Origin of the sequence: Microbispora rosea (assembly GCF_044460045.1) — a bacterium.
Taxonomy (GTDB): Bacteria; Actinomycetota; Actinomycetes; order Streptosporangiales; family Streptosporangiaceae; genus Microbispora; species Microbispora rosea.
The window spans coordinates 38,758-58,293 of sequence record NZ_JBITJO010000017.1 but is presented as its reverse complement, the minus strand read 5'-3'; the positions used below and the strand labels follow the sequence as shown (position 1 = coordinate 58,293).

The window sequence follows — 19,536 nt, the reverse complement described above, 5'->3', positions numbered from 1 at the left end:
TGACAGCAAGGGGGAATCGACCATGTGCCGGCACCACTCGCAGCGCCCGCCGGCGACCGCGCCCGACCGCGCCGTGACCTGCCGGATCGGGGACGACCTCCGGCAGGGATGGGGACCGCTGGGCGACGGCGTGGTGCTCTTGGCCGACAGCGGCGAGCTCATGGCCGACGGACGGAGCATCCCCGCCCGCGAGCTGGCGGGGTGTGCGGTGTGAGCATGATCTACTCTCCTTTCCGGAACCAGCTGGTGCCGGCCTCGTACGGCTGCGAGGCGGGCAACCGCCCGCGGCGCCGTCACTCGTTCATCCGTGACCGCTGGCAGACATTGCTACGGGTGGTCGGCGACCTGGCGATACAGCTCGCGGACAGCCCCGACTTCGAAGTGACCTCCTGGCGGTTGCCTGTGGAGACGACTTCATGCGGCCGGGCCCGCCGTCTGACCCGCAAGCAATTGAGCACATGGGGCATGGACTACCTGGCCGACGAGGCGGAGCTCCTGGTGAGCGAGCTGGTCGCGAACGTGCTGCGCCACACGTGCTGCGACGACCTCACCATGAGACTGTCGACGGTGCACGGGCTGCTGCGCTGCGAGATCGAGGACTGCAGCGAGGGGATCCCCAAGATGCGCTGGCCCGCCCCCGACGACGAGAGCGGCCGAGGGCTGCACATACTGGACGCACTGGCCTGCTGCTGGGGGACCGACCGCACCCCGAGGGGAAAGATCATTTGGTTCGAGCTGTCCTCCAAGGTCCGTCGCTGACGGCCGCCGCTTTCCCTGCAACGGAACAGGAGCGAGCCACCTTCATGACAGAGAACGCGATCTGCCGGCCGCGGCCCTACCGAGGAGGCTTGAGAGGGAGCCGCTCGTGCCCAACCCCGAGGGGGTACGGCGCCCCTGGTCTCCGTGAGCCGGTGTCTCCGTGAGCCGGTGTCTCCGTGGGCGGGATCTCCGTGGGCCGGGTCCACGCGGGCCAGGTCTGAGTGGAGTGCTACCCCCGGCTGAAGCTGGTCGCGGCTGACAAGATTGGGAAGGACGAGATGGGCAGGCTACACATCGTCGTCGGCCATAAACCGCCCCACACGGTGCTGGCTCTTGACGGGGAACTCGACGTGGCCACCGCCCCGCACCTCGACGACGCGTTCGTGCGGGAGTACGAGGCGGGCTACCGGAAGGTGATCCTCGACGTGGGGGCGTTGAGGTTCTGTGACTCTTACGGCTTGCGCATGCTGCTGCGCTTGCAGGACCGGTGCGTCGCGGACGGCGGCCGCATGGTGCTGGCTGACACGCGCGGGATGCTGGCCCGGGTGCTGAACCTGACCGGCCTCGAACGCGCGCTTGTCCAGTTCGAGACCGTGGAGCGCGCCACGGCCGAGCTCTGACCCCCGCTCCCGGGCGGACGAGCTCGGTGGAGGCATTCCCGCGGGTGGAGCGGAGCCGGCTTCGCGAGGACCGGAGGTTCTTCCCTGCGCGGTGACCGACCCCGCCAAGGTCCGCGGACACCCCGTCAGCGGCCGATCTTGTCCAGCTCGGCGATTTCCTCGTCGGAGAGCGAGAGCCCGGCGCCGCCGACGTTCTCGCGCAGGTGCGTCAGCGACGAGGTGCCGGGGATCAGGAGGATATTCGGCGACCGCTGCAGCAACCAGGCCAGGGCCACAGACATCGGCGTCGCATCCAGCCGTGCCGCCACCGTCGACAGCGCCGAGGACTGCAGCGGGCTGAAGCCGCCGAGGGGGAAGAAGGGCACGTAGGCGATGCCCTCGTCGGCGAGCTCGTCGATCAGCTCGTCGTCTTGGCGATAGGCGAGGTTGTACATGTTCTGCACGCAGACGATCGGCGCGATCGTGCGTGCCTCTGCGACCTGTTCGGCCGTCGCGTTGCTGACCCCGAGATGGCGGATCAGACCCTGCCGCTGAAGCTCGACGAGCGTCTCGAAGGGCTCGGCGAGCGAGCCGGGCCGGGGTCCCTGGGCGTCGCCGAGCCGGAGGTTGACCAGGTCGAGCACATCGAGGCCGAGGGTCTCAAGGTTTTCGTGGACGGCGCGGCGCAGGTCTTCGGGCTGTCGGGCCGGGGGCCAGCCGCCGTGCTCGTCGCGGGTCGCGCCGACCTTGGTCGCGATGTGCAGCGATTCCGCGTACGGGTGCAGCGCTTCGCGGATCAGCAGGTTGGTGACGCGCGGGCCGTAGGCGCCGGCGGTGTCGATGTGGGTGATTCCGAGGTCGGCGACCTCGCGGAGGACTGCGACGGCGCTGTCGTGGTCGGCGGGCGGGCCCATGACCCCTGGCCCGGCGAGCTGCATGGCGCCGTAGCCGAACCGGGTGACGGTCAGATCGCCCAGGGTCCAGGTGCCGCCGGGAAGCGAAGTGGAGAGCGTGCTCATGCTTTACGTCTTTCGTGTCGAACTAAGTGGTGCCTAACGGTTCGGTGCATCAGTATTGGTGTGCAACGCACTGATAGGAAGTAGGCACTTCGGAGTGCGTAAGGCACCCACAGATCCAAGGAGCGGTCGATGACGACGATGACGGCGGCACAGAAGAGGGCACAGGCCAAGGCGGAGTATGACGCCTTCCTCGCCGTGTGTCCCAGCCGCAAGCTGCTCGACCGGATCTCCGACAAGTGGGTCACGCTGATCCTGGCCGCGCTGGGCAGCGGCGGCGGCTCGCCTGAGCCGGGCGCCGACTGCGCCGGTGAGCCGCGGTCGATGCGCTACTCGGAGTTGTCCCGCCAACTGGCCGGCGTCAGTCAGAAGATGCTCACTCAGACGCTGCGCTCCCTGGAGCGCGACGGTCTGATCACCCGCACCGCGACGCCGACCGTGCCCGTCACGGTCTGCTACGAGCTGACCGACCTCGGTCTCTCCCTGCACCAGTTGATGCGCGGCCTGAAGGCCTGGGCCGAGATGCACATGGACGATGTGCTCGCCAACCGCGCGACGTACGACGCCGGCGCCGCCTGAGCCCTCGACCACGTCTGGAGCGCGCTTTTCGAGGCATGCCCGAGGCGCGATCGTGCTCGCCATCGCCCGGCGGATCACATCGACCGCCGCGCCGGATGAGACCAGGCCAGGGCGGCTACACCCCTTGCCGGTCAGATGACGGGCAAGGGGTGCGGCTCCGTCGCGCCGTGCGCGCGGAGCGTGGCAGTCACCCGGTCACCTTCTGGAGGAACTCACTCACGTTGACCGCGGTTCTGCTGATCTTCTCTTCGAGCGTGAGCGACTCCGGCATCCGCCCGCCGGGACCGACGTCCTTCTTGCCTCGCAGGTAGAGGGAGCAGGCCAGGTCGGTGCAGATATAGGCGCCCACGGAGTTGCCGCTGCCGCCGGTGCGCCGGGCGGTCATCAGCGACACACCGTCACCGGTGTGCGTGGTCAGGCAGAGCGAGCACATGCTGCGCCGTACGTGTCCGGCGTTGGGGGCGGCCCGTCGTAGTGCCACCCCCACCAGACGGTCGCCCTGCTCGGCGACCAGGTAGGCGCGACCCGGCGAGGAAGGGTCCTGCCAGCCCAGGAAGTCCAGGTCGTCCCAGGGCCGCCCATCCAGGTCCCTCGGTACGGCAAGGCGTTTGACCTCGCCCTTGGTGCAGTTGACGAAGGAGGCGCGGATCTCGCGCTCGGCAATTGGCCTCATAGGCACGAACCTATCGGTGGCCGGTTTTCAGGGCAATTGATTAAGTTTTCTCCTAGGGATCCTAGGAAGGCCGCAGGACGTCACCCACCCTCACCCACGGCCGACCTGCGAACGCGGCTGGGACGTCGTCCGGGCAGCGCGGACCTGTGGGCCGAGCCGATACGCCGTCCCGGCGCGTGAGCGTCGCCGGCGGGACGAGGGCCGTGGGGCGGCGCGGCCCTCGTCGTGGGACCTGGCGGACAGGATGCGTCCGCAGGCGCTACCGCAGGTGGTCGCGACGGCGGGTCAGGTACGCGATCTCCGCGGTGTTGCCCGCCAGGCCGATGGCCTTGTCGTAGGCCGCGCGCGACTCGTGATCACGGCCCAGCCGGCGCAGCAGGTCGGCACGGGTGGCGTGGTAGGCGTGATAGCCGACCAGCCTGGGCTCAAGACGGCCGACGGCCGCCAGCGCCACCTCCGGGCCGTCGAGCTCGGCGACCGCGATGGCCCGGTTGAGCGCAACGATCGGCGACGGGTCGAGGCGGACGAGCTGGTCGTAGAGGGCGAGAATCTGCGACCAGTCGGTGTCGCGCATGTCGCGGGCGGAGGTGTGCACGGCGTTGATGGCCGCGAGAATCTGGTAGCGGCCCGGAGCCTCCCCGGCGGCGGCAGCCGCGAGGCGCTCGCGCACCAGCCGGTGCCCCTCGGCGATCAGCCCCGCGTCCCAGGTCCCACGGTCCTGCTCGTCGAGAGCGACCAGTTCGCCGCCGGCCGAGACCCGTGCGGGGCGGCGGGCCTCGGTCAGGAGCATCAGCGCCAGCAGTCCGGCCACCTCACCGTCGTCGGGCAGGAGGACACGGATCAGGCGAGTGAGCCGGATCGCCTCGGCGGTCAGCTCGTGCCGTACGGGATCGGTGTCGGGGCCGGTGGCCAGGTAGCCCTCGTTGAACACGAGGTAGAGGACGGCGAGGACGCCGGAGACGCGCGCCGGGAGGTCCTCCGCCGACGGCACTCGATAGGGGATGCGGGCCGCCTTGATCTTGGCCTTCGCGCGGGTGATCCGCTGCCCCATGGCGCTCTCGGCCACCAGGAAGGCGCGGGCGATCTCGGGCATGGTCAGGCCGGCGACCATGCGCAGCGTCAGCGCCACGCGACTCTCCATCGCCAGTGCCGGGTGACAGCAGGTGAAGATCAGCCGGAGCCGGTCGTCGTCGATGGCGCCGACGGGCTCGCGCGGGTCGTCGTCGTAGACCATCTGAGCCTCCTTGTGCTTGTCGTCGCGTCTGCTCTCGCGCCGGATCCGGTCGATGGCCTTTCGGTTGGCGGTGGTGGTCAGCCAGGCGCCGGGATTGGGCGGCACGCCGTCGGCCGGCCACCGCTGGACGGCGGTCGCGAACGCCTCGGCGGCCGCCTCCTCGGCGATGTCGAGGTCGCCGAACCGCCTGGTCAGGGCGGCGACCACCCGTGCCCATTCCTCGTGGTGGGCCTGGGTGATCGCCTCGCGGACGTCGATCCCGCTCACAGGAACGGTCGCACCTCGACTTTCCGGTTGCAGGCCTCGGACCCCTCGGTCGCCAGCCTGAGCGCCACGTCGAGGTCGGCGGCCTCGATGATCCAGAAGCCGGCGAGGTACTCCTTCGACTCCAGGAAGGGCCCGTCGGTGACCATCGCCTCCCCGCCCCGGTTGTCGATGACGGTGGCCGTGCTGGGCGAGGCGAGGCCGCCGGCGAAGACCCAGTGGCCCTCGGCCTGGAGCCGGTCGTTGAACACGTCGATCGCGGCGTCCTCCTCCGGGGTGGCGAGACCGGCCTTGTCGTGGATCACGGAAAGCAGGTACTGCATCTGAGGATCGTCTCCTTGAGTGCCGTAACAAGTGGTGCCAGAACAAGTGGTGCCGCACAGTGGTGTCAGACAGCGATGTCAAGACGGTGGTGTCAAGACTGGCGGGCGTGCCGGTCGGGCACTTCACGCCGTCGCATACTGCGGGCGCCCCGCCGGCCGGTAGACCTGGATCGTCACACCCTTGGAGTCCACACGCGACTCGACCAGGTCGAGCGCACGATCCGGGCCCGCGTCCGGGAACAACCGCGCGCCCTGGCCGAGAATGACGGGAACGACGATCAGCGTCATCTCGTCGACCAGATCGTTCTCCAGCAGCCACCGGATCAGGGTGCCGCTGCCGTGCACCTGCAGCTCACCGCCCGGCTTGGCCTTGAGGTCCGCGATGGCCGTCGCGAGGTCGCCGGACAGAACGGTGGTGCCCGACCAGGCCGGATCGGCGAGTGTGGCCGACGCGACGTACTTGGGCCGTGTGTTCAACGCCCGCACGACGGGCTCCCAGCCCGGGGCGTCCTGGACCGTCATGGTCCCCCACGAGCCGGCGAACAGCTCGTAGGTCCGCCGGCCGAACAGGAACGCGTCGGCGTGCTGGTAGGTCTGGTTGATGAACGCGTGGGTCTCGTCGTCGCCCTTGCCCAGGGCCCATCCGCCGCGCTCGAATCCGTTCCTGCGGTCCTCGTCCGACGCGCCGCCGTTCCCCTGCGTCACTCCGTCGAGGGTGATCTGGGTGATGGTCGTCAGCTTCATGATCGTGCTTCCTTCTCCTGGGCGCCGCCCCTCGTGGGCGGCTACACCCCTGCTACGAACACCGCCGCCTCGATCCGACACCCGCCTTCCGGATTTTTCCAAACTTCACGGGCGACGACGCCGGCGATCACCCGAGCTCCCGCCAAGCCCGGGGGGTGACGAGGTGAGTACAGAGGGTTACCATTCGATTACTGAGGGTAGAACCAAGGCGGGCCGAAGGAGTGTCATGAAAAGGTTCGTCCTCGTCCCCGCCCTGACGGCCGCGACGATCGTGATCAGCGCCGGCGCCGCCTACGCCTCCCAGTACGTCGCCTATGAGGGGCCCGGCTTCAGCGGCAGGTCGGTGGTCATCGACCGCTGCGGCGTGTCCAACATCCCTTCCACGGGTCCTACCGCTGGTATGGCGACGGCCAGAGCGGCCGGATGTACAACCAGCCCGACGCGCAGGGCGTCGCCCACTTCACACTCGCCGCCGACAGGAACGCGGAGCAGCGGACTCCGGTCGGCTGGAAGAGCATCTTCATCGGCTGCTGACCCCGGCTCCGCCGCGTCCCGCCCCCGGTGCCCGCCGGGGGCGGGACGTTTCCGCATTGCACGAGGACGACCGCATTGCACGAAGACGACCGCATTGCACGAAGACGACCGCATTGCACGAGGACGACCGCGCTGCACGAGGGCGACCGCATGACATGAGGACGACCGCTCCCCCGGAAAACGCCGGTGCGTGCTGCAGGCGCCTCCTGAAAGACTGCGCGGATGACCGCATGGGAACCGAAGAATGACCTGCACCGCTATCTGCAAGCCGCCCGTGACGCTCTTCTGTGGAAGCTCGACGGGCTCTCCGAGTATGAGATCCGCCGCCCGCTGACGCCCACCGGCACCAACCTCCTGGGGCTCGTCAAGCACCTCGCGGGAGTGGAGGCGGGCTACTTCGGCGAGACCTTCGGGCGGCCGTTCGGCGAACCGCTGCCGTGGATAGCGGACGACGCCGAGGACAACGCCGACATGTGGGCGACCGCCGACGAGTCGCGTGACGACATCGCCGGGCTGTACCGCCGGGTGTGGCAGCACGCGGACACCACGATCGCCGCGCTGGCGCTCGACGCGACCGGGCGCGTGCGGTGGTGGCCGGACGAGCGGAGCGAGGTGACGCTGCACCAGATCCTGGTGCACGTGATCGCCGAGACCAACCGGCACGCCGGCCACGCCGACATCGTCAGGGAGCTCATCGACGGAGAGGCCGGGTTGCGGGACGGCAACCTCAACCTGCCCTCCGGTGATCAGAAGTGGTGGGAGGACTACCGCAACCGGCTGGAGCAGACGGCGCGGGAAGCCGGCCGGGGCTGAGCGCGTACCACGTCACTCCGATCGTCGCGGCGCCGGGAGCCCCTGACCGGCGCCCGGCGGCGTGCCGGGCGGCCCCGCCGAGCGGCACGAGGGACGTCAGGGCGCACCCCCGGCGCCGCCGCGCCGAGCCCGGCCTCCGGAACTGGCCGAAAGTACGGTCGCGGGCGGCCGGAACCATGCTTCCGGCCGATAACGGCGAAGGGCAGCCGCCCGCAGGATGAGGCCCCATGCATCGTGAGAACGTCACCTCCCCCGCCGTGCACCTGCGGCCCGGCGAGGGCGGCCACGCCACCACCTCGGCGGGCCGCCCGCGCATCGCCGCACTCGACGTCGTGCGCGGGTTCGCCCTCTGCGGGATCCTGCTCGCCAACGTCCAGCCGATCGCCGCGACCGGCGCGTTCGTCCCGCCGTCCACCCCCGGGGGAAGCGAGGCCGCCTGGCTCGGAGTGCTCGTCGAGCAGCGCTTCTTCCCGATCTTCTCCCTGCTCTTCGGCGTCGGTTTCTCGCTGCTGCTGGACTCCGCGGCCGCCCGCGCCGCCCGCCCGCGGGTGGTCCTGCTGCGACGGCTCCTGGCGCTGCTCGCGCTCGGCGTGGCGCACTTCCTGCTGCTGTGGCACGGCGACATCCTGAGCACCTACGCCGTCATCGGCCTGCTGGTGCTGCTGCCCTCGACCTGGCTGCCCCGTCTGGCCGTCGCCGCCCTCGCTCCCGCGTTCGTCGCGGTGTCGCTGCTCGTCGGAGGCGACCGGTTCGCCCTGATCGCCGGACTGTTCCTGCTGGGCTCGGCGCTGGTCCGGTATGGCGTGATCGACAGGCTGGAGCAGTCGGCGCGGGTGCCGACCAGGCTCGGGCTGGTCCTTGCCGCCGCCGCGGCACCCGTGCTGTGGCTCCAGACCCGGTCCGACCCGGCCGGCCGCGCCTTCGGCATTTCACTGGCCGGGGCCGGACTGCTGATCGCCGGGGTGTACGTATGCGCCCTGCTGGTTGTGCTCAGGACGCCGCTGCGTCCGGTGCTGCGGGCCGTGTTCGCGCCGCTCGGGCGGATGGCGCTGACCAACTACCTGTCCGCGACGGTCCTCGTGCTGGTGGCGGGCCGCGCCCTCGGCGGCCCGCCGCACACCTGGCCGGCCGCGGCCGTGCCCCTGATCGCCGGCGTCATCCTCGCCGTCCAATGGGTGTGGTCCACCCTGTGGCTGCGCCGCTACCGGCAGGGCCCGCTGGAATGGCTGTGGCGCTGGGCCACCTGGTCCCGCCGGCCGCCCCTGCGCCGGGAGTAGACGGCGTCACGGATCCGACGGCGTCACAGGTCGACCGCGTCACAGGCGTGAGCCGAGATCCTGCGGGAACGCCCGGTCGCCCTCCCCGCCGCCGGCCAGCGCGCGCACCGCGGCGTACGCGTCGGCGAGCGACCTGTCGCCCAGTTCGCGGAAGCGGGCCAGCGCGGGGACGTCCCCGGCGCGGGTCATCTCGGCCTGCACGACGTGCAGGTTCTCCTCGGCCACCCCGAGTTCGCGGAAGTACGTCCGCAGGTAGGGCGTCTGGAAGTCCAAGCCCTCCCGCGGGGTGCCGGGACCGTAGGCGCCGCCCCTGGCGGCGACCACGACCACCGTCGTGTCGCGCAGGCGGCCGGTCTCCGTGGCGGGATCGACGTACGCTCCCGGGAACGTCACCCGGTCGATCCACGCCTTGAGCGCGGCCGGCACCGTGAAGTTGTACATCGGGACGCCGACCAGCACGGTGTCCGCCTCCAGCAGTTCCCTGATCAGCGGCAGCGTCAGCGCCCATTCGCGCTCCTCGGCCGGGCCGCCGGTCATCGCGGTCACCCGCGCGAGCGGGACGACCCTGTGCCGCTCCACCCGGCGGCCGAGGGTCGTGTAGGCATGGGACACCAGCGGCACGGGGTCGGCCGTCAGATCCCGATAGCGGTACCCGCTCGTTCCGTGCCGCCGGCACCAGGCATCGGCGAACGACGCCGTCAGCCGCCGGGTGACCGAATCGCCCGCGAGGCTCGCGCTGGAATCGACATGCAGCAATGACGTCACCTGTCACCTCTTCTGCCTCGTGTACGTCATGGTGGTGACGAGGCGGGCGGGGGAAAGGTGACCGATGGGCGAGCACGACGGGCTGGCCGAGCTGTTCGAGACCTACCGTCCGCATCTGCGCGCGGTCGCCCACCGGATGCTCGGCACCGGCGGCGAGGCCGACGACGCCGTCCAGGAGACCTGGCTGCGGCTGAGCTGCTCCGACGTCGGCGGGGTCGCCAACCTGGGCGGATGGCTGACCACGGTCGTCTCTCGCGTGTCCCTCGACATGCTGCGCGCCCGCGCCCGCCGGGAGGAGGCCGCGCCGCGGCCGTACGACCGGGGGTGGGACGGCCAGGCGGTCGACGGCAGCGCGTGGGACGGCAGGGCACGGGACGGCGGGGGCGACCCCGAGCAGGAGGCGGTGCTGGCCGACTCCGTGGGCCGGGCGCTGCTCGTGGTGCTCGACACGCTGCCTCCCGCCGAACGGGTCGCGTTCGTGCTCCACGACGTCTTCGCCGTGCCGTTCGACCAGATCGGCCCCATCGTGGGCCGGTCGCCGGTCGCCGCCAAGAAGCTCGCCAGCCGGGCACGCCACCGGCTGCGGGGCAGACCGGAGGCCGCGGGCGCTGAGGCCGCGCGGCACCGGCGCGTCGTGGACGCCTTCCTCATCGCCTCGCGCGAGGGCGACATGGACGCGCTGATGGCGGTGCTGGCGCCCGAAGTGGTTCGCAGGGCCGATCCAGCCGCGTTGCCCCCGGGTCTGCCGGCGGTGGTGCGCGGTGCGCGGGCGGTCGCGCAGGAGACCGTCGTCCTCGGCCGGCGGGCCCGGTTCGCCGAACCGGCGCTCGTCAACGGGGCCGTGGGCGTGGTGGTGGCGCCGCACGGCCGGCTGCTGCTCGCTCTCGCCCTGGCGGTGGAAGGAGAGCGGATCGCCGAGATCGACGTGGTGGCCGACCCCGCGCGCCTGCACGCGCTGGATCTCGCCCTTCTCGACCCTGCCCTTCTGGACCCTGCCTTCCCGGATCCTGCCTTCCTGGATCCTGCTTCTCTGAGCCCCGCCTTTCCGGGCCCCGCGATGTGAGGGTGCGCCCGCGGCCTGGTGTAGGGTGCCGCTCACGGCGGCGACGACGCGAGGAGGTGAGCCCCATTACCGCTGAACAGGTCGGGTGCTCCCTTCTCCCCATGCGTTCGGTCGCGTAGAGGCAGGCGACCGCGGGAGCGCCCTCTGCACACCGAAAGGCTCTCCCTTGTCACTGTCCTTCTCCCCCGCTCCTTCTCCGATCGTGGCCCGGCTGCGCGCCGCCGGATGCGTGTTCGCCGAGGACGAGGCCCGTCTGCTGGTCTCCGCCGCGCGTACACCCGCCGAGCTCGACGACATGGTGGACCGGCGCGCCCGCGGCCTTCCCCTGGAGCATGTCCTCGGGTGGTCCGAGTTCTGCGGTCTCCGGCTGGCCGTGGACCCGGGGGTCTTCGTGCCCCGGCCGCGCAGCGAGTTCCTGGTCCGCCAGGCCGCCGCACTGGCCCGGCCGGGCGCCGTCGTCGTCGACCTGTGCTGCGGCTCGGGCGCGCTCGGCGCGGCGCTGGCCGCCGCCGTCGGGCCGGTCGAGCTGCATGCCGTGGACGTCGATCCCGCCGCCGTACGCTGCGCCCGCCGCAACCTCGCCGCGACCGGTGGCAGGGTCATGGGAGGCGGGGTGTACGAGGGCGACCTGTACGAGGCCCTGCCGGCCGACCTGCGGGGCCGGGTGGACGTCCTGCTCGCCAGCCCGCCGTACGTGCCCACCGGCGCGATCGGGCTGCTGCCGCCGGAGGCGCGTGTGCACGAGCCGCAGGTCGCGCTCGACGGCGGCGCGGACGGGCTCGACATCGTACGGCGGGTCGTCGACGAGGCTGACGCCTGGCTCGCGCCCGGCGGCCACCTGCTGGTGGAGACGAGCGAGGGCCAGGCCCGGGCGACCACCGACGCCGTGTCCCGCGCGCGGCTCACCGCACGCCTGACGTACGACGAGGAACTGGACGCGACGACCGTGATCGGAACCAGGCCGAGCCGCGCCGGCTGAGCGGCCGGGGCGGCGGAAACCGGTTGATCGGTCCGGGCGCCCGAGTCCGGGCCCCCGGGGAGTAGAGGAGCTCACCCGTGACAAATACGACGTCCTTCCTGCTGGAACGCCTGCACGCGGCCGGCCTGACCGACGTCGTCGCGGTCGAGCCCGCCACCGGCGGCCTCGCCGCGACGGCGGGGCTCGCACGCCGCGGCGACGGCACGCCGGTGTTCGTCAAGGCGTTCGGCGAGTCGCCCTCGGACGACGTCTTCGCCGCGGAGGCCGAGGGGCTCACGGTGCTGCGCGAGGCGGGCGGCGTCGCCACACCCGAGATCATCCTCGCGGACCGGGACCTGCTCGTGCTGTCCGTGCTGGAGCCCCGCCCGGACACCGGGGCCTTCTGGGAGCGGTTCGCGCACGCGCTCGCCCACCTGCACACCACCACGCGGTCCCCGCGATTCGGATGGCACCGGGACAACTGGCTGGGCCGTCGCCGCCAGGTCAACACCTGGAATGACGACGGGTTCGAGTTCTTCGCCCGGCACCGTCTGCTGCGCTGGCTCGGCGAACCTCGCGTCCGGGAGGCGCTCGACACCGCGGACCGGGCGGCACTGGAGCGGCTGTGCGACCGGCTGCCCGAGCTGCTGCCGGTCAGGCCCGCGTGCCTGACGCACGGCGACCTGTGGGCGCTGAACGTCATGGCCACCCCCGATGGGCGGCCCGCGCTGATCGATCCGGCCGTGTCGTACACGTGGGCCGAGGTCGACCTGGCGCACCTCTGGACGACGGCGCCGCCGCCCGAGGCTCAGGTGTTCTTCGAGCTGTACGCCGAGCTGACCGGGCTCGACCGCGACTGGCGTGAACGCATGCCGATCCTCCAGCTGCGCCAGCACCTGGCGGTGATCGCCCAGTTCGACCCCGACTGGGGCGCCGCCGACCTGGTGCGGGCCACGCTCGCCCCGTTCCGGCGGAGGTCGTGAGCTCAGCCGAGGACACGAGGGACTGCTCCTCGACGCGCAGCAGGCCGCGCAGGGGCGGTCGCCGCGGGAAAACCAGTTGATCGGCTTCGGGCGCCCCCGTCTATCGTCGGGGCCGTGCTATCCGACGTGCGGCTGCCTCAGGCCGAGACCCAGGAGCAGTTCATGGCCGTCCGGCGGGACGAGTCCCGACTCGGCCCGGCCGTGTCGGCCCTGCTGGAACATCTCGGGCTCGGCGGCGAACGCGTCGAGCGCTTCGCCGACGGGTCGCTGCCTGTCTACGCGGTGGGCGACCGGCATGTGCTCAAGCTCTACCCCGAGGTCTACCTGCCTGAGGAGTACGACACGGAGCTGACCGTCCTGCGGGCCGTCGAGGGACGCCTGCCGATCCCGACACCGCGAGTCATGGGGGCGGAGCATCTCGAGGGGTGGAGCTACATCCTGATGACCCGCCTGCGCGGCGAGAGCCTCGCCGGGGCCTGGCCGCACATCCCACGAGACGACCGGATGGAGCTCGCCGCCATCGTGGGTGAGACGCTGGCGGCGCTCCATTCGGTCTCCTCCCCCGCCGTCGACGCCGCCGTGGGCCCGCCCGACTGGGACGGCTTCCTCCGTACGCGGCGGCAGGAGTGCGTGGCCCACCACCGGGCCGACGGGCTGGACGAGGTGTGGCTGGCGCAGATCCCGGGCTTCCTCGACAGCGTCGAGCTCCCGCCGTCCGCGCCCGTACTGCTGCACACGGAGGTGATGCGCGAGCATCTGAGGGTGGTGCGGGACGGCGACGGCTGGCGACTGTCGGGGCTGTTCGACTTCGAACCGGCGATGCGGGGCGCGCGGGAGTACGAGTTCGCTTCAGTGGGGCTGTTCTTCTCCTGCGCAGAGCCGGATATCCTGCGCCGTCTGCTCCTCGCGTACGGCTACCGCGAGTGCGACCTGGGCGAGGAGCTGAGCAGGAGGCTGCTGGCCTACGCCCTGCTGCACCGCTACAGCAGCCTCGCCTGGTATCTGACCCGGCTGCCCGTGCCGCCGCGGCCCACCCTTGACTGCCTGGCCGCGCACTGGTGGGCTCTGTAGACCGGGGGCGGCGGGCTACCGGCAGGCGGCCCCGCCCGGGGTGCACAAGCGCACCTCGGGGTAGCGCGGCGACGGCTCGTCCAGCAGGGGTTGCGGCTCGTGACGCAGGTGCCGGTCGAGGAAGGCGCGGACGTACGTGCGGGTGATCTCCGCGGAGCGGTCCGGGGACAGGTCGCCGGGGACGGCGATGCCGAGAGCGCCGGCCAGGAGCGGCACGTCGGTGAAGGACTGGTGGTCCGCGCCGGGCAGGACGAGCCAGCGCTTCCATCCGGTCAGGAGCTTCCAGTCGCGGTCCCAGGAGTTGTCGCGGCCCGCGGGCTCGTGTCCGGCCGAGCCCATGAACAGGAACGGCCGCGACAGCCCGCTCTTCGGGATCCGGGCGTAGGTGGTGCCGTCCATGTCGATCCCGGCGCGCACCCGCGGGTCCTTCAGCATGGCCGCCACGGCGCCGGCCCCGCCGATCGAGTGGCCCGCCATCGCGATCTCGGACGGGTCGATCAAGGAGGAGCCCTCCCACTTCGCGTGCGGTCCGGTCAGCTGGTCGAGCACGAAGGAGACGTCTGCCGCGCGGACGTCGGCCACCTTCGCGCCGAAGCCGGGGTCGGTGTCGCTGTCGCACGCGACGCACTCGGCGACCCGCCCGTCCGGGAAGGTCGTCGCGTAGTTCTCGTAGGTGTGGTCGACGCCGGCCACCACATATCCCCTGCTGGCCAGTTCCTCGCCCAGTGATGTGAGCGTGCTCCGCGGCATGGTGAACCCCGGCGAGAGCACCACCAGGGGCAGGCTGCCCGTGCGCCCGGCCGGTTTCGCGTCATCGACGGCGTTGGTGCGGGTGCGGCTCAGCACGTCGTACGGCACGCCGGTCACCTTCTTGCCCCGCAGCGTGAGCTCGGACTCCTTGGCGGTCATGTAGGGGGCCCGCCGCCCCTCCCCCGCCCGAGCCGGATACCACAGAGTGATCATGAGCTCCCTGGCCTTCACTTCGGGCACCCACGGGTCGGGGCGGGAGGCGTCCTTCAGATACAGGGTGGTCGCGCCCACCGGGTGGGAACCGGTGGGCGCGGGCAGGGCCGCGGCGCCGGTGGGTGCGGCCGCCGGGGCGGTGGCCGCGGCGGCGACGGTCCTGGGCGGGGGTGGCGCGGTGCAGGCGGCCGCGGCGAGGCCGATCAGCCCGGCGACCGCCAGGTGCTTGACGGCGTGACTCATGAAGCGGTCCGTCCTTTCCCGCGGCGCACGTCTCCGTGGGCGCCGGTCACGTGTGCAGCAGGTTGAGGGCTTCGTCGAGCGCGGGGTCGCGCCCGGCGGCGGCGTCCTGCGGGGTCAGTGGGACGTAGTGGTCGGGTGCCACGCCGACCCGGTCGATCACCTCGCGGCCGGGCGCCAGGTGGTGCGTCGACGGGAGGGTCAGGGTGGTGTTGTCGCCGAGAAGGTACGGCCGCGCCGGACCCGAGACGGCGCCCGCGGTTCGCGTCCCGACCAGCTGTCCGAGACGCAGGTCCTTGACGGCGGAGCTGAAGTGCTCGCAGGCCGAGGCGCAGCCGCGGTCGGTGAGCACCACCAGGGGCAGGCCGAGCAGCGGCACGCTGTCGTCGGTGCGCATGGGGTCGCACGCGCCGTCCCCGGTGTTCGGGGAGGCCGCGCACTGGTAGGCCGTGACCTTGCCATGGGCGAACCCGCTCAGCAGCCGGATCGCCTCGTCGGGGCTGCCGCCGCCGTTGCCGCGCAGGTCGAGCACGACGCCGGTGAGCGTGCGGCCCGCGCGCAGCCTGGAGATCGCGCGGAACACCCGGTCCGCGGCGTCGGGCGCGAACCCGCTCAGCCGTACGTAGGCGATGCCGTCGCCTAGCAGCTCCGGTGTCACCACCTGCAGGGTGGCCGGATCAGGCCGGTACAACCTCGGCTTCAGCGTCACGGTCCAGCGCCTGCCGGTCTTCTGCCGCAGCATCCGGAGCCGGACCGCTCCGGCTTCCGGGTAGTGCGGATACAGCGCGGCGACGGCGGCCGGGGTGACCTCTCCGCCGGCGAAGGGCGCCGATCCGTCGATCGACTCGATGACGTCGCCGGGGCGCAGCCCGGCCTCCTTCGCCGGACCGCCCGGCACGGTGGTGACGAACAGCGGGGGCAGGGCGGTCTCGGGGTTTGCGGTCCGGCCGAGGTTGGCGTGGAGACCCAGGCCGTACTGGTCCCCGTCGTAGGAGTCCGGCGGACGCCGGCCTGCGTGGTTCCAGCGCGCGTGGTCGTCGTCCAGGGCGGCCACGACGGCCTGGAGGGTGGCGGCGGCGAGCTTCCCCCGGAGTTCGGCGTCGTCCGGCAACCGGCCGGTGACGCGCCGATAGACCGTCTCGAACGCGGCCCAGTCGGTGGTCCGGTCCCCGGTGAACGCCGGCATCGTGGCCTCGGGCACGTCGCGTCCGCCGCGGTTGAGCTCCTGGACGAAGGCCGCGAATCCCGCGGTCAGCAGCGAGCGTGCGTCCAGCGTGGCCCCGCTGTAGTAGTTGGCGAGGATGCAGAAGTACGCCTGCTCGACGACGTCGATCGTGGTGGGCGTCTCCGGCGGGGGATTCCCCCGGGGCTCGGCGCAGACGGGGGATCCGGCGGCGGTCGCCGTGGCGGGCTGGGTCCGCGGCGGGGTCGTCGCCGTGCAGGCGACCGTCAGGAGGAGCACGAGCCCGGCCACCGTGGACTTGGCGGTCATGACAGACGCCTGCGGATCCACCGGAAACAGAGACCGGCGAGGCCGGCGGTGACGAGGACGTAGATCCCGGTCTCGATCCACTGGAAGGGCCAGAACCGCTCGAACGGCTGATAAACCGCCTCCTGCCGGTAGCCCAGCCGGTTGATCTCGGCGATGCAGGTGTCGAAGCCCTTGCCCGGACCCTGGGAATGCTGGGACGGCGCGCACGGTCCTGATGTCGTGGACACGCGAACGGTGACGGGAGCGCCGTCGCCGCCCACGCGTCCCGACGGATCGGTGAGGCGACTGGACAGCACCCACGCGCCCCTTTGCCCGGGTATCGCCGCATCCAGGATCACTTGCGGAAACTCCTGGTCGCTGAGCTTGTTGAACGAGTCCACGTTCTCCGGGCCGAGCTCGAAGGAGGCGCTGACGGCAGGCAGCAGGTGGGGCCGGACCGCCAGCGGCATGACGATCTGAACCGCCGCGAAAAGGGCCAGGGTGACGGCCATGGCGGGCACCGTGCGGCGGACGAGCATCCCCACGGTCACGCCGAGCACGAAGGCGAACGCCGCGTAGGCCATGGGGACGATGCCGCGCGCGCCGAACACCAGGGGGTCCATGAGCGTGAAGCCCGGGGCGGCGGACCTGTCCAGAGGAGTGGACCACCAGGTCACGACGAGACTGCACACTCCGGCGGCGGCCACGGCGGCCAGGCCCGTGAACGTGAGCTTGACGGCCAGCCAGCGGGTGCGGGTGATGCTCTGGCTCCACACCAGCAGGTGGGTGCCCGCCTCCAGCTCACGGGTGATCAGCGGCGCCCCCCAGAAGAGACCGAGCAGGGCCGGCAGGATCAGCACGACGACGGCCACGGCCAGGAACGGCGTCTGGTAGTCGTCGAAGAAGTGGTCGAAGAAGCGTGGGCAGTCGCCGTTTCGGGTGCAGGCGGTGATCCCGGCGGAGTAGCCGGAAGCCAGGCCGGGGCCCGTCAGTGCCAGGACGGCGGCGAGCACGACGAGCGCGGCGGCCGTCGCCGCGGCCGCGAGGCGGAACTGGCGCCAGGTCAGCCAGATCATCGCTTGACCTCCAGGACCGGTCTCAGGGGGGCAGGGGCGGGTTCGTCCATGTAGGCCAGGACGAGGTCTTCCAGCGTGACCTGGCTGACGCTCCAGGCGGGGTCGTGGATCGGGGCGTCGGTGCGGACGATGAGCGTGCTCTGCCGGTCGGTGTGGCGGGCGGACACGACATGCTGCCCGGCGGGCAGGCGATCGGGGTCCCGGCGCGGGCCGGTGAGCCGGTGATGGGTGGCCAGCAGTTCCTCGACCTCCCCCGCCGCCCGCACCCGCGAGCCGACCAGGACGATCAGGTAGTCGCAGGTCCGTTCCAGGTCGGAGACCAGGTGAGAGGAGAGCACCACGCTGAGCTCGTGCTCGGCCACGGCCTCCATCAGGCCCTGCAGGAACTCGCGCCGGGCCAGCGGGTCGAGCGCGGCGACCGGCTCGTCCAGGATCAGCAACTCGGGCCGTTTGGCCAGGCCCAGCGTGAGGGCGAGCTGGGCGCGCTGCCCGCCCGACAGCTTCCCGGCCCGATGCCGGGGATCGAGACCGAGCCGTTCGAGGCGGTCGCGCGCGAGCGCGGCGTCCCATCCGGGGTTGAGCCGGGCGCCCAGCCGCAGATGGTCGGCCACGCTCAACCCCGCGTAGACGGGGGTGTCCTGGGCGACGAACCCGATCCTGGCCAGCTGCGCCGGCTCTGCCTCGGGACGGCCGCCGAGCACGGCGATGGTTCCCGAGGTCGGCGTCAGCTGACCGGCCGCCAGCTTGAGCAGGGTGGTCTTGCCGGCGCCGTTGGGGCCCACCAGCCCGACGACGTGGCCGGCCGGGATGTCGACGGTGAAGTCGCGCAGCGCCCATCGCTTGCCGTACTTCTTGCCCAGGTCGTGGGCCCGCAGGACGGCGCTCACGCGATGTCCTCCTGGGAGGCGGTGCGGAAGGTGGTCATGAACAGGGCCTCGATGCTCTCGTCGTCCAGGCCGGCCAGGCGGGCCTTGGTCAGCCATCGGCGCAGGTCCTGCCGCAACCTGCCGTGCGCGGCCAGTGAGGCGTCGGTCAGCGTCCTGGTCACGAACGTCCCGACCCCCGGCCGGGCCGCCACCAGGCCCTCGTGCTCGAGTTCCCGGTAGGCCTTGAGCACCGTGTTCGGATTGATCGCCAGGCGCGCCACCACGTCCTTGACGGTCGGAAGCTGATCGCCTTCACGCAGCAGGCCCAGCCGCAGCGCGTGCCGCACCTGCTGGACGAGCTGCAGGTACGGCGAGAGACCGGACCGGCCGTCCAGGTAGAACTCGATCATTGCAACCTCTATTCAACTAGGTTCCTAGCACTTTAGGAGTGTAGTTGTTAAGAGACCGTAAGGATCACCGAATCAGGCCTGTCGGCGTGCGCCGGCGACGTAGTCGTGCAGGCGGGCCGATCCTTCGAGCATGGCGACGGCCGTGGCGGCGAGGGCGGCGCCGCGTTCCGCGAGGGCGGCGCGCAGCGCCTCGGTGCTGCCGGTGGCGCGCAGGCCGTCGAGCACGTCCCCGATCCGCGTCAGCGGATAACGCCCCTGCCGGAGCATGTGGATCATGCGGGCGTCGCGGACCTCGGCCGGGCCGTACCACCGGTAGCCGGTGCCGGGCTCGCGCTGCGGCGTCAGCAGTCCTGCGGCCTCCCACACCCGCAGCGCCGAGGCGCGTACGCCGAGGAGGGCGGCCACCTCCCCGATGCGCAGCGCGGACTGCGGCGCGGCCGGGCCGCCGGGATCCTGCCCGGCCACCGCTTCGAGCGCCTCCCCCGTCGCCCGCAGGGCGAGCCGCTGCCTGTGCAGCGCGGCGTGGCAGGCGTCCACGAGGGCGAGTGCGCCCGTCAGGTCGCCGTCGTGCACCGCCAGCATGATCGACCGGGCGGCCTCCCACCCGTATCCCTTGGCCAGCGCCCGGTAGGCGAGCAGGGCCTCGCGGTGCCGCGTGTCGAACCTGCGGTAGCCGGCGGCCGTCCGCTCCGCGGGCGGGAGAATCCCCGTGTCGGCGTAGTTGCGGATCTGCTGGGTGGAGACCCCCGCCTCCCGCGCCAGGTCGACCGGGCGCAGCGTCCTGCGGCTCACCGGACTTGAGGCTTCGGGTCGCATCCGCTCATGGTAACGGCCCGCGAGTCTCAAGCCCCGCTC

Annotated in this window: 23 protein-coding genes; 11 read left to right on the top strand and 12 right to left on the bottom strand. The window is 71.8% G+C overall.

What is annotated here, in order from left to right:
* The first annotated feature begins 22 nt into the window (after positions 1–22).
* The 3 genes from ACIBK1_RS39135 to ACIBK1_RS39125 all read left to right on the top strand — a co-directional run bounded on the left by ACIBK1_RS39135 (position 23) and on the right by ACIBK1_RS39125 (position 1,379).
* Positions 23–214 carry a DUF5999 family protein gene (locus ACIBK1_RS39135; protein WP_396740689.1) on the top strand — a complete coding sequence of 64 codons (192 nt, stop codon included), beginning with the start codon at positions 23–25 and terminating at the stop codon, positions 212–214.
* Between the two features lie 2 nt (positions 215–216).
* Positions 217–759: an ATP-binding protein gene (locus ACIBK1_RS39130; protein WP_396740687.1), complete on the top strand. Its 543-nt coding sequence runs from the start codon at positions 217–219 to the stop codon at positions 757–759.
* A 278-nt stretch (positions 760–1,037) separates the two neighbouring features.
* On the top strand, positions 1,038–1,379 hold the full coding sequence (locus tag ACIBK1_RS39125; RefSeq protein ID WP_156081167.1) for an STAS domain-containing protein: 342 nt from the start codon (positions 1,038–1,040) through the stop codon (positions 1,377–1,379).
* Between the two features lie 125 nt (positions 1,380–1,504).
* Here ACIBK1_RS39125 and ACIBK1_RS39120 read toward each other — a convergent pair whose 3' ends face one another.
* Positions 1,505–2,377 carry an aldo/keto reductase family oxidoreductase gene (locus tag ACIBK1_RS39120; protein ID WP_396740685.1) on the bottom strand — a complete coding sequence of 291 codons (873 nt, stop codon included), beginning with the start codon at positions 2,375–2,377 and terminating at the stop codon, positions 1,505–1,507.
* A gap of 129 nt (positions 2,378–2,506) precedes the next feature.
* Here ACIBK1_RS39120 and ACIBK1_RS39115 point away from each other — a divergent pair, with 129 nt between their 5' ends.
* A complete protein-coding gene (locus ACIBK1_RS39115) occupies positions 2,507–2,953 on the top strand; it encodes a winged helix-turn-helix transcriptional regulator (protein ID WP_030511215.1) in 447 nt (148 codons plus the stop codon).
* 187 nt (positions 2,954–3,140) lie between these two features.
* On the opposite strand, the gene ACIBK1_RS39110 is transcribed toward ACIBK1_RS39115, so the two are convergent.
* The 4 genes from ACIBK1_RS39110 to ACIBK1_RS39095 form a co-directional block, all read right to left on the bottom strand.
* A complete protein-coding gene (locus tag ACIBK1_RS39110) occupies positions 3,141–3,626 on the bottom strand; it encodes an FBP domain-containing protein (protein WP_030511216.1) in 486 nt (161 codons plus the stop codon).
* Positions 3,627–3,885: 259 nt separating this feature from the next.
* Positions 3,886–5,127, bottom strand: a complete 1,242-nt coding sequence (locus ACIBK1_RS39105; protein ID WP_396740682.1) for an RNA polymerase sigma factor — start codon at positions 5,125–5,127, stop codon at positions 3,886–3,888.
* Positions 5,124–5,447 (bottom strand): YciI family protein, encoded by a 324-nt coding sequence (locus ACIBK1_RS39100; RefSeq protein WP_396740680.1) that lies wholly within the window; start codon positions 5,445–5,447, stop codon positions 5,124–5,126. Before ACIBK1_RS39100 ends, ACIBK1_RS39105 begins: the two co-directional genes overlap by 4 nt.
* A 123-nt stretch (positions 5,448–5,570) precedes the next feature.
* Entirely contained in the window at positions 5,571–6,191 is a 621-nt protein-coding gene (locus ACIBK1_RS39095) for a dihydrofolate reductase family protein (RefSeq protein WP_387071127.1), read from the bottom strand.
* Positions 6,192–6,548: 357 nt separating this feature from the next.
* Here ACIBK1_RS39095 and ACIBK1_RS39090 point away from each other — a divergent pair, with 357 nt between their 5' ends.
* The 3 genes from ACIBK1_RS39090 (at position 6,549) to ACIBK1_RS39080 (ending at position 8,815) form a co-directional block, all read left to right on the top strand.
* Positions 6,549–6,725 carry a MiAMP1 family antimicrobial peptide gene (locus tag ACIBK1_RS39090; RefSeq protein ID WP_396740761.1) on the top strand — a complete coding sequence of 59 codons (177 nt, stop codon included), beginning with the start codon at positions 6,549–6,551 and terminating at the stop codon, positions 6,723–6,725.
* Between the two features lie 222 nt (positions 6,726–6,947).
* Positions 6,948–7,538: a DinB family protein gene (locus tag ACIBK1_RS39085; RefSeq protein ID WP_363532575.1), complete on the top strand. Its 591-nt coding sequence runs from the start codon at positions 6,948–6,950 to the stop codon at positions 7,536–7,538.
* A gap of 227 nt (positions 7,539–7,765) precedes the next feature.
* Positions 7,766–8,815: a DUF418 domain-containing protein gene (locus ACIBK1_RS39080; protein WP_396740678.1), complete on the top strand. Its 1,050-nt coding sequence runs from the start codon at positions 7,766–7,768 to the stop codon at positions 8,813–8,815.
* A 39-nt stretch (positions 8,816–8,854) separates the two neighbouring features.
* Here ACIBK1_RS39080 and ACIBK1_RS39075 read toward each other — a convergent pair whose 3' ends face one another.
* Positions 8,855–9,580, bottom strand: coding sequence for an FMN-dependent NADH-azoreductase (locus ACIBK1_RS39075; protein ID WP_396740676.1), 726 nt, complete (start codon positions 9,578–9,580; stop codon positions 8,855–8,857).
* A gap of 64 nt (positions 9,581–9,644) precedes the next feature.
* Between ACIBK1_RS39075 and ACIBK1_RS39070 the strand changes: the two genes are divergently transcribed.
* From ACIBK1_RS39070 to ACIBK1_RS39055, 4 genes are all read left to right on the top strand, one after another.
* Positions 9,645–10,643 carry a sigma-70 family RNA polymerase sigma factor gene (locus tag ACIBK1_RS39070; protein ID WP_396740674.1) on the top strand — a complete coding sequence of 333 codons (999 nt, stop codon included), beginning with the start codon at positions 9,645–9,647 and terminating at the stop codon, positions 10,641–10,643.
* 166 nt (positions 10,644–10,809) lie between these two features.
* A complete protein-coding gene (locus tag ACIBK1_RS39065) occupies positions 10,810–11,622 on the top strand; it encodes a putative protein N(5)-glutamine methyltransferase (protein WP_396740672.1) in 813 nt (270 codons plus the stop codon).
* 77 nt (positions 11,623–11,699) lie between these two features.
* Positions 11,700–12,584 (top strand): fructosamine kinase family protein, encoded by an 885-nt coding sequence (locus ACIBK1_RS39060; protein WP_396740670.1) that lies wholly within the window; start codon positions 11,700–11,702, stop codon positions 12,582–12,584.
* Positions 12,585–12,698: 114 nt separating this feature from the next.
* Positions 12,699–13,655, top strand: coding sequence for a phosphotransferase family protein (locus tag ACIBK1_RS39055; RefSeq protein WP_396740668.1), 957 nt, complete (start codon positions 12,699–12,701; stop codon positions 13,653–13,655).
* Between the two features lie 15 nt (positions 13,656–13,670).
* On the opposite strand, the gene ACIBK1_RS39050 is transcribed toward ACIBK1_RS39055, so the two are convergent.
* The 6 genes from ACIBK1_RS39050 to ACIBK1_RS39025 form a co-directional block, all read right to left on the bottom strand.
* Positions 13,671–14,861: an alpha/beta hydrolase family protein gene (locus tag ACIBK1_RS39050; protein WP_396740666.1), complete on the bottom strand. Its 1,191-nt coding sequence runs from the start codon at positions 14,859–14,861 to the stop codon at positions 13,671–13,673.
* A 46-nt stretch (positions 14,862–14,907) separates the two neighbouring features.
* Positions 14,908–16,350, bottom strand: coding sequence for a S41 family peptidase (locus ACIBK1_RS39045; RefSeq protein WP_030511228.1), 1,443 nt, complete (start codon positions 16,348–16,350; stop codon positions 14,908–14,910).
* Positions 16,347–17,405: an ABC-2 transporter permease gene (locus ACIBK1_RS39040; RefSeq protein ID WP_030511229.1), complete on the bottom strand. Its 1,059-nt coding sequence runs from the start codon at positions 17,403–17,405 to the stop codon at positions 16,347–16,349. The genes ACIBK1_RS39045 and ACIBK1_RS39040 overlap by 4 nt, the downstream gene beginning before the upstream one ends.
* The gene (locus ACIBK1_RS39035) at positions 17,402–18,292 is read right to left on the bottom strand and encodes an ABC transporter ATP-binding protein (RefSeq protein ID WP_030511230.1); all 891 of its coding nucleotides are present in this window, start codon (positions 18,290–18,292) and stop codon (positions 17,402–17,404) included. The genes ACIBK1_RS39040 and ACIBK1_RS39035 overlap by 4 nt, the downstream gene beginning before the upstream one ends.
* Complete coding sequence (locus tag ACIBK1_RS39030; RefSeq protein WP_030511231.1) at positions 18,289–18,681, bottom strand: GntR family transcriptional regulator; 393 nt, start codon at positions 18,679–18,681, stop codon at positions 18,289–18,291. The genes ACIBK1_RS39035 and ACIBK1_RS39030 overlap by 4 nt, the downstream gene beginning before the upstream one ends.
* Before the next feature lie 72 nt (positions 18,682–18,753).
* Positions 18,754–19,497 (bottom strand): MerR family transcriptional regulator, encoded by a 744-nt coding sequence (locus ACIBK1_RS39025; protein ID WP_396740663.1) that lies wholly within the window; start codon positions 19,495–19,497, stop codon positions 18,754–18,756.
* Positions 19,498–19,536: the final 39 nt, after the last annotated feature.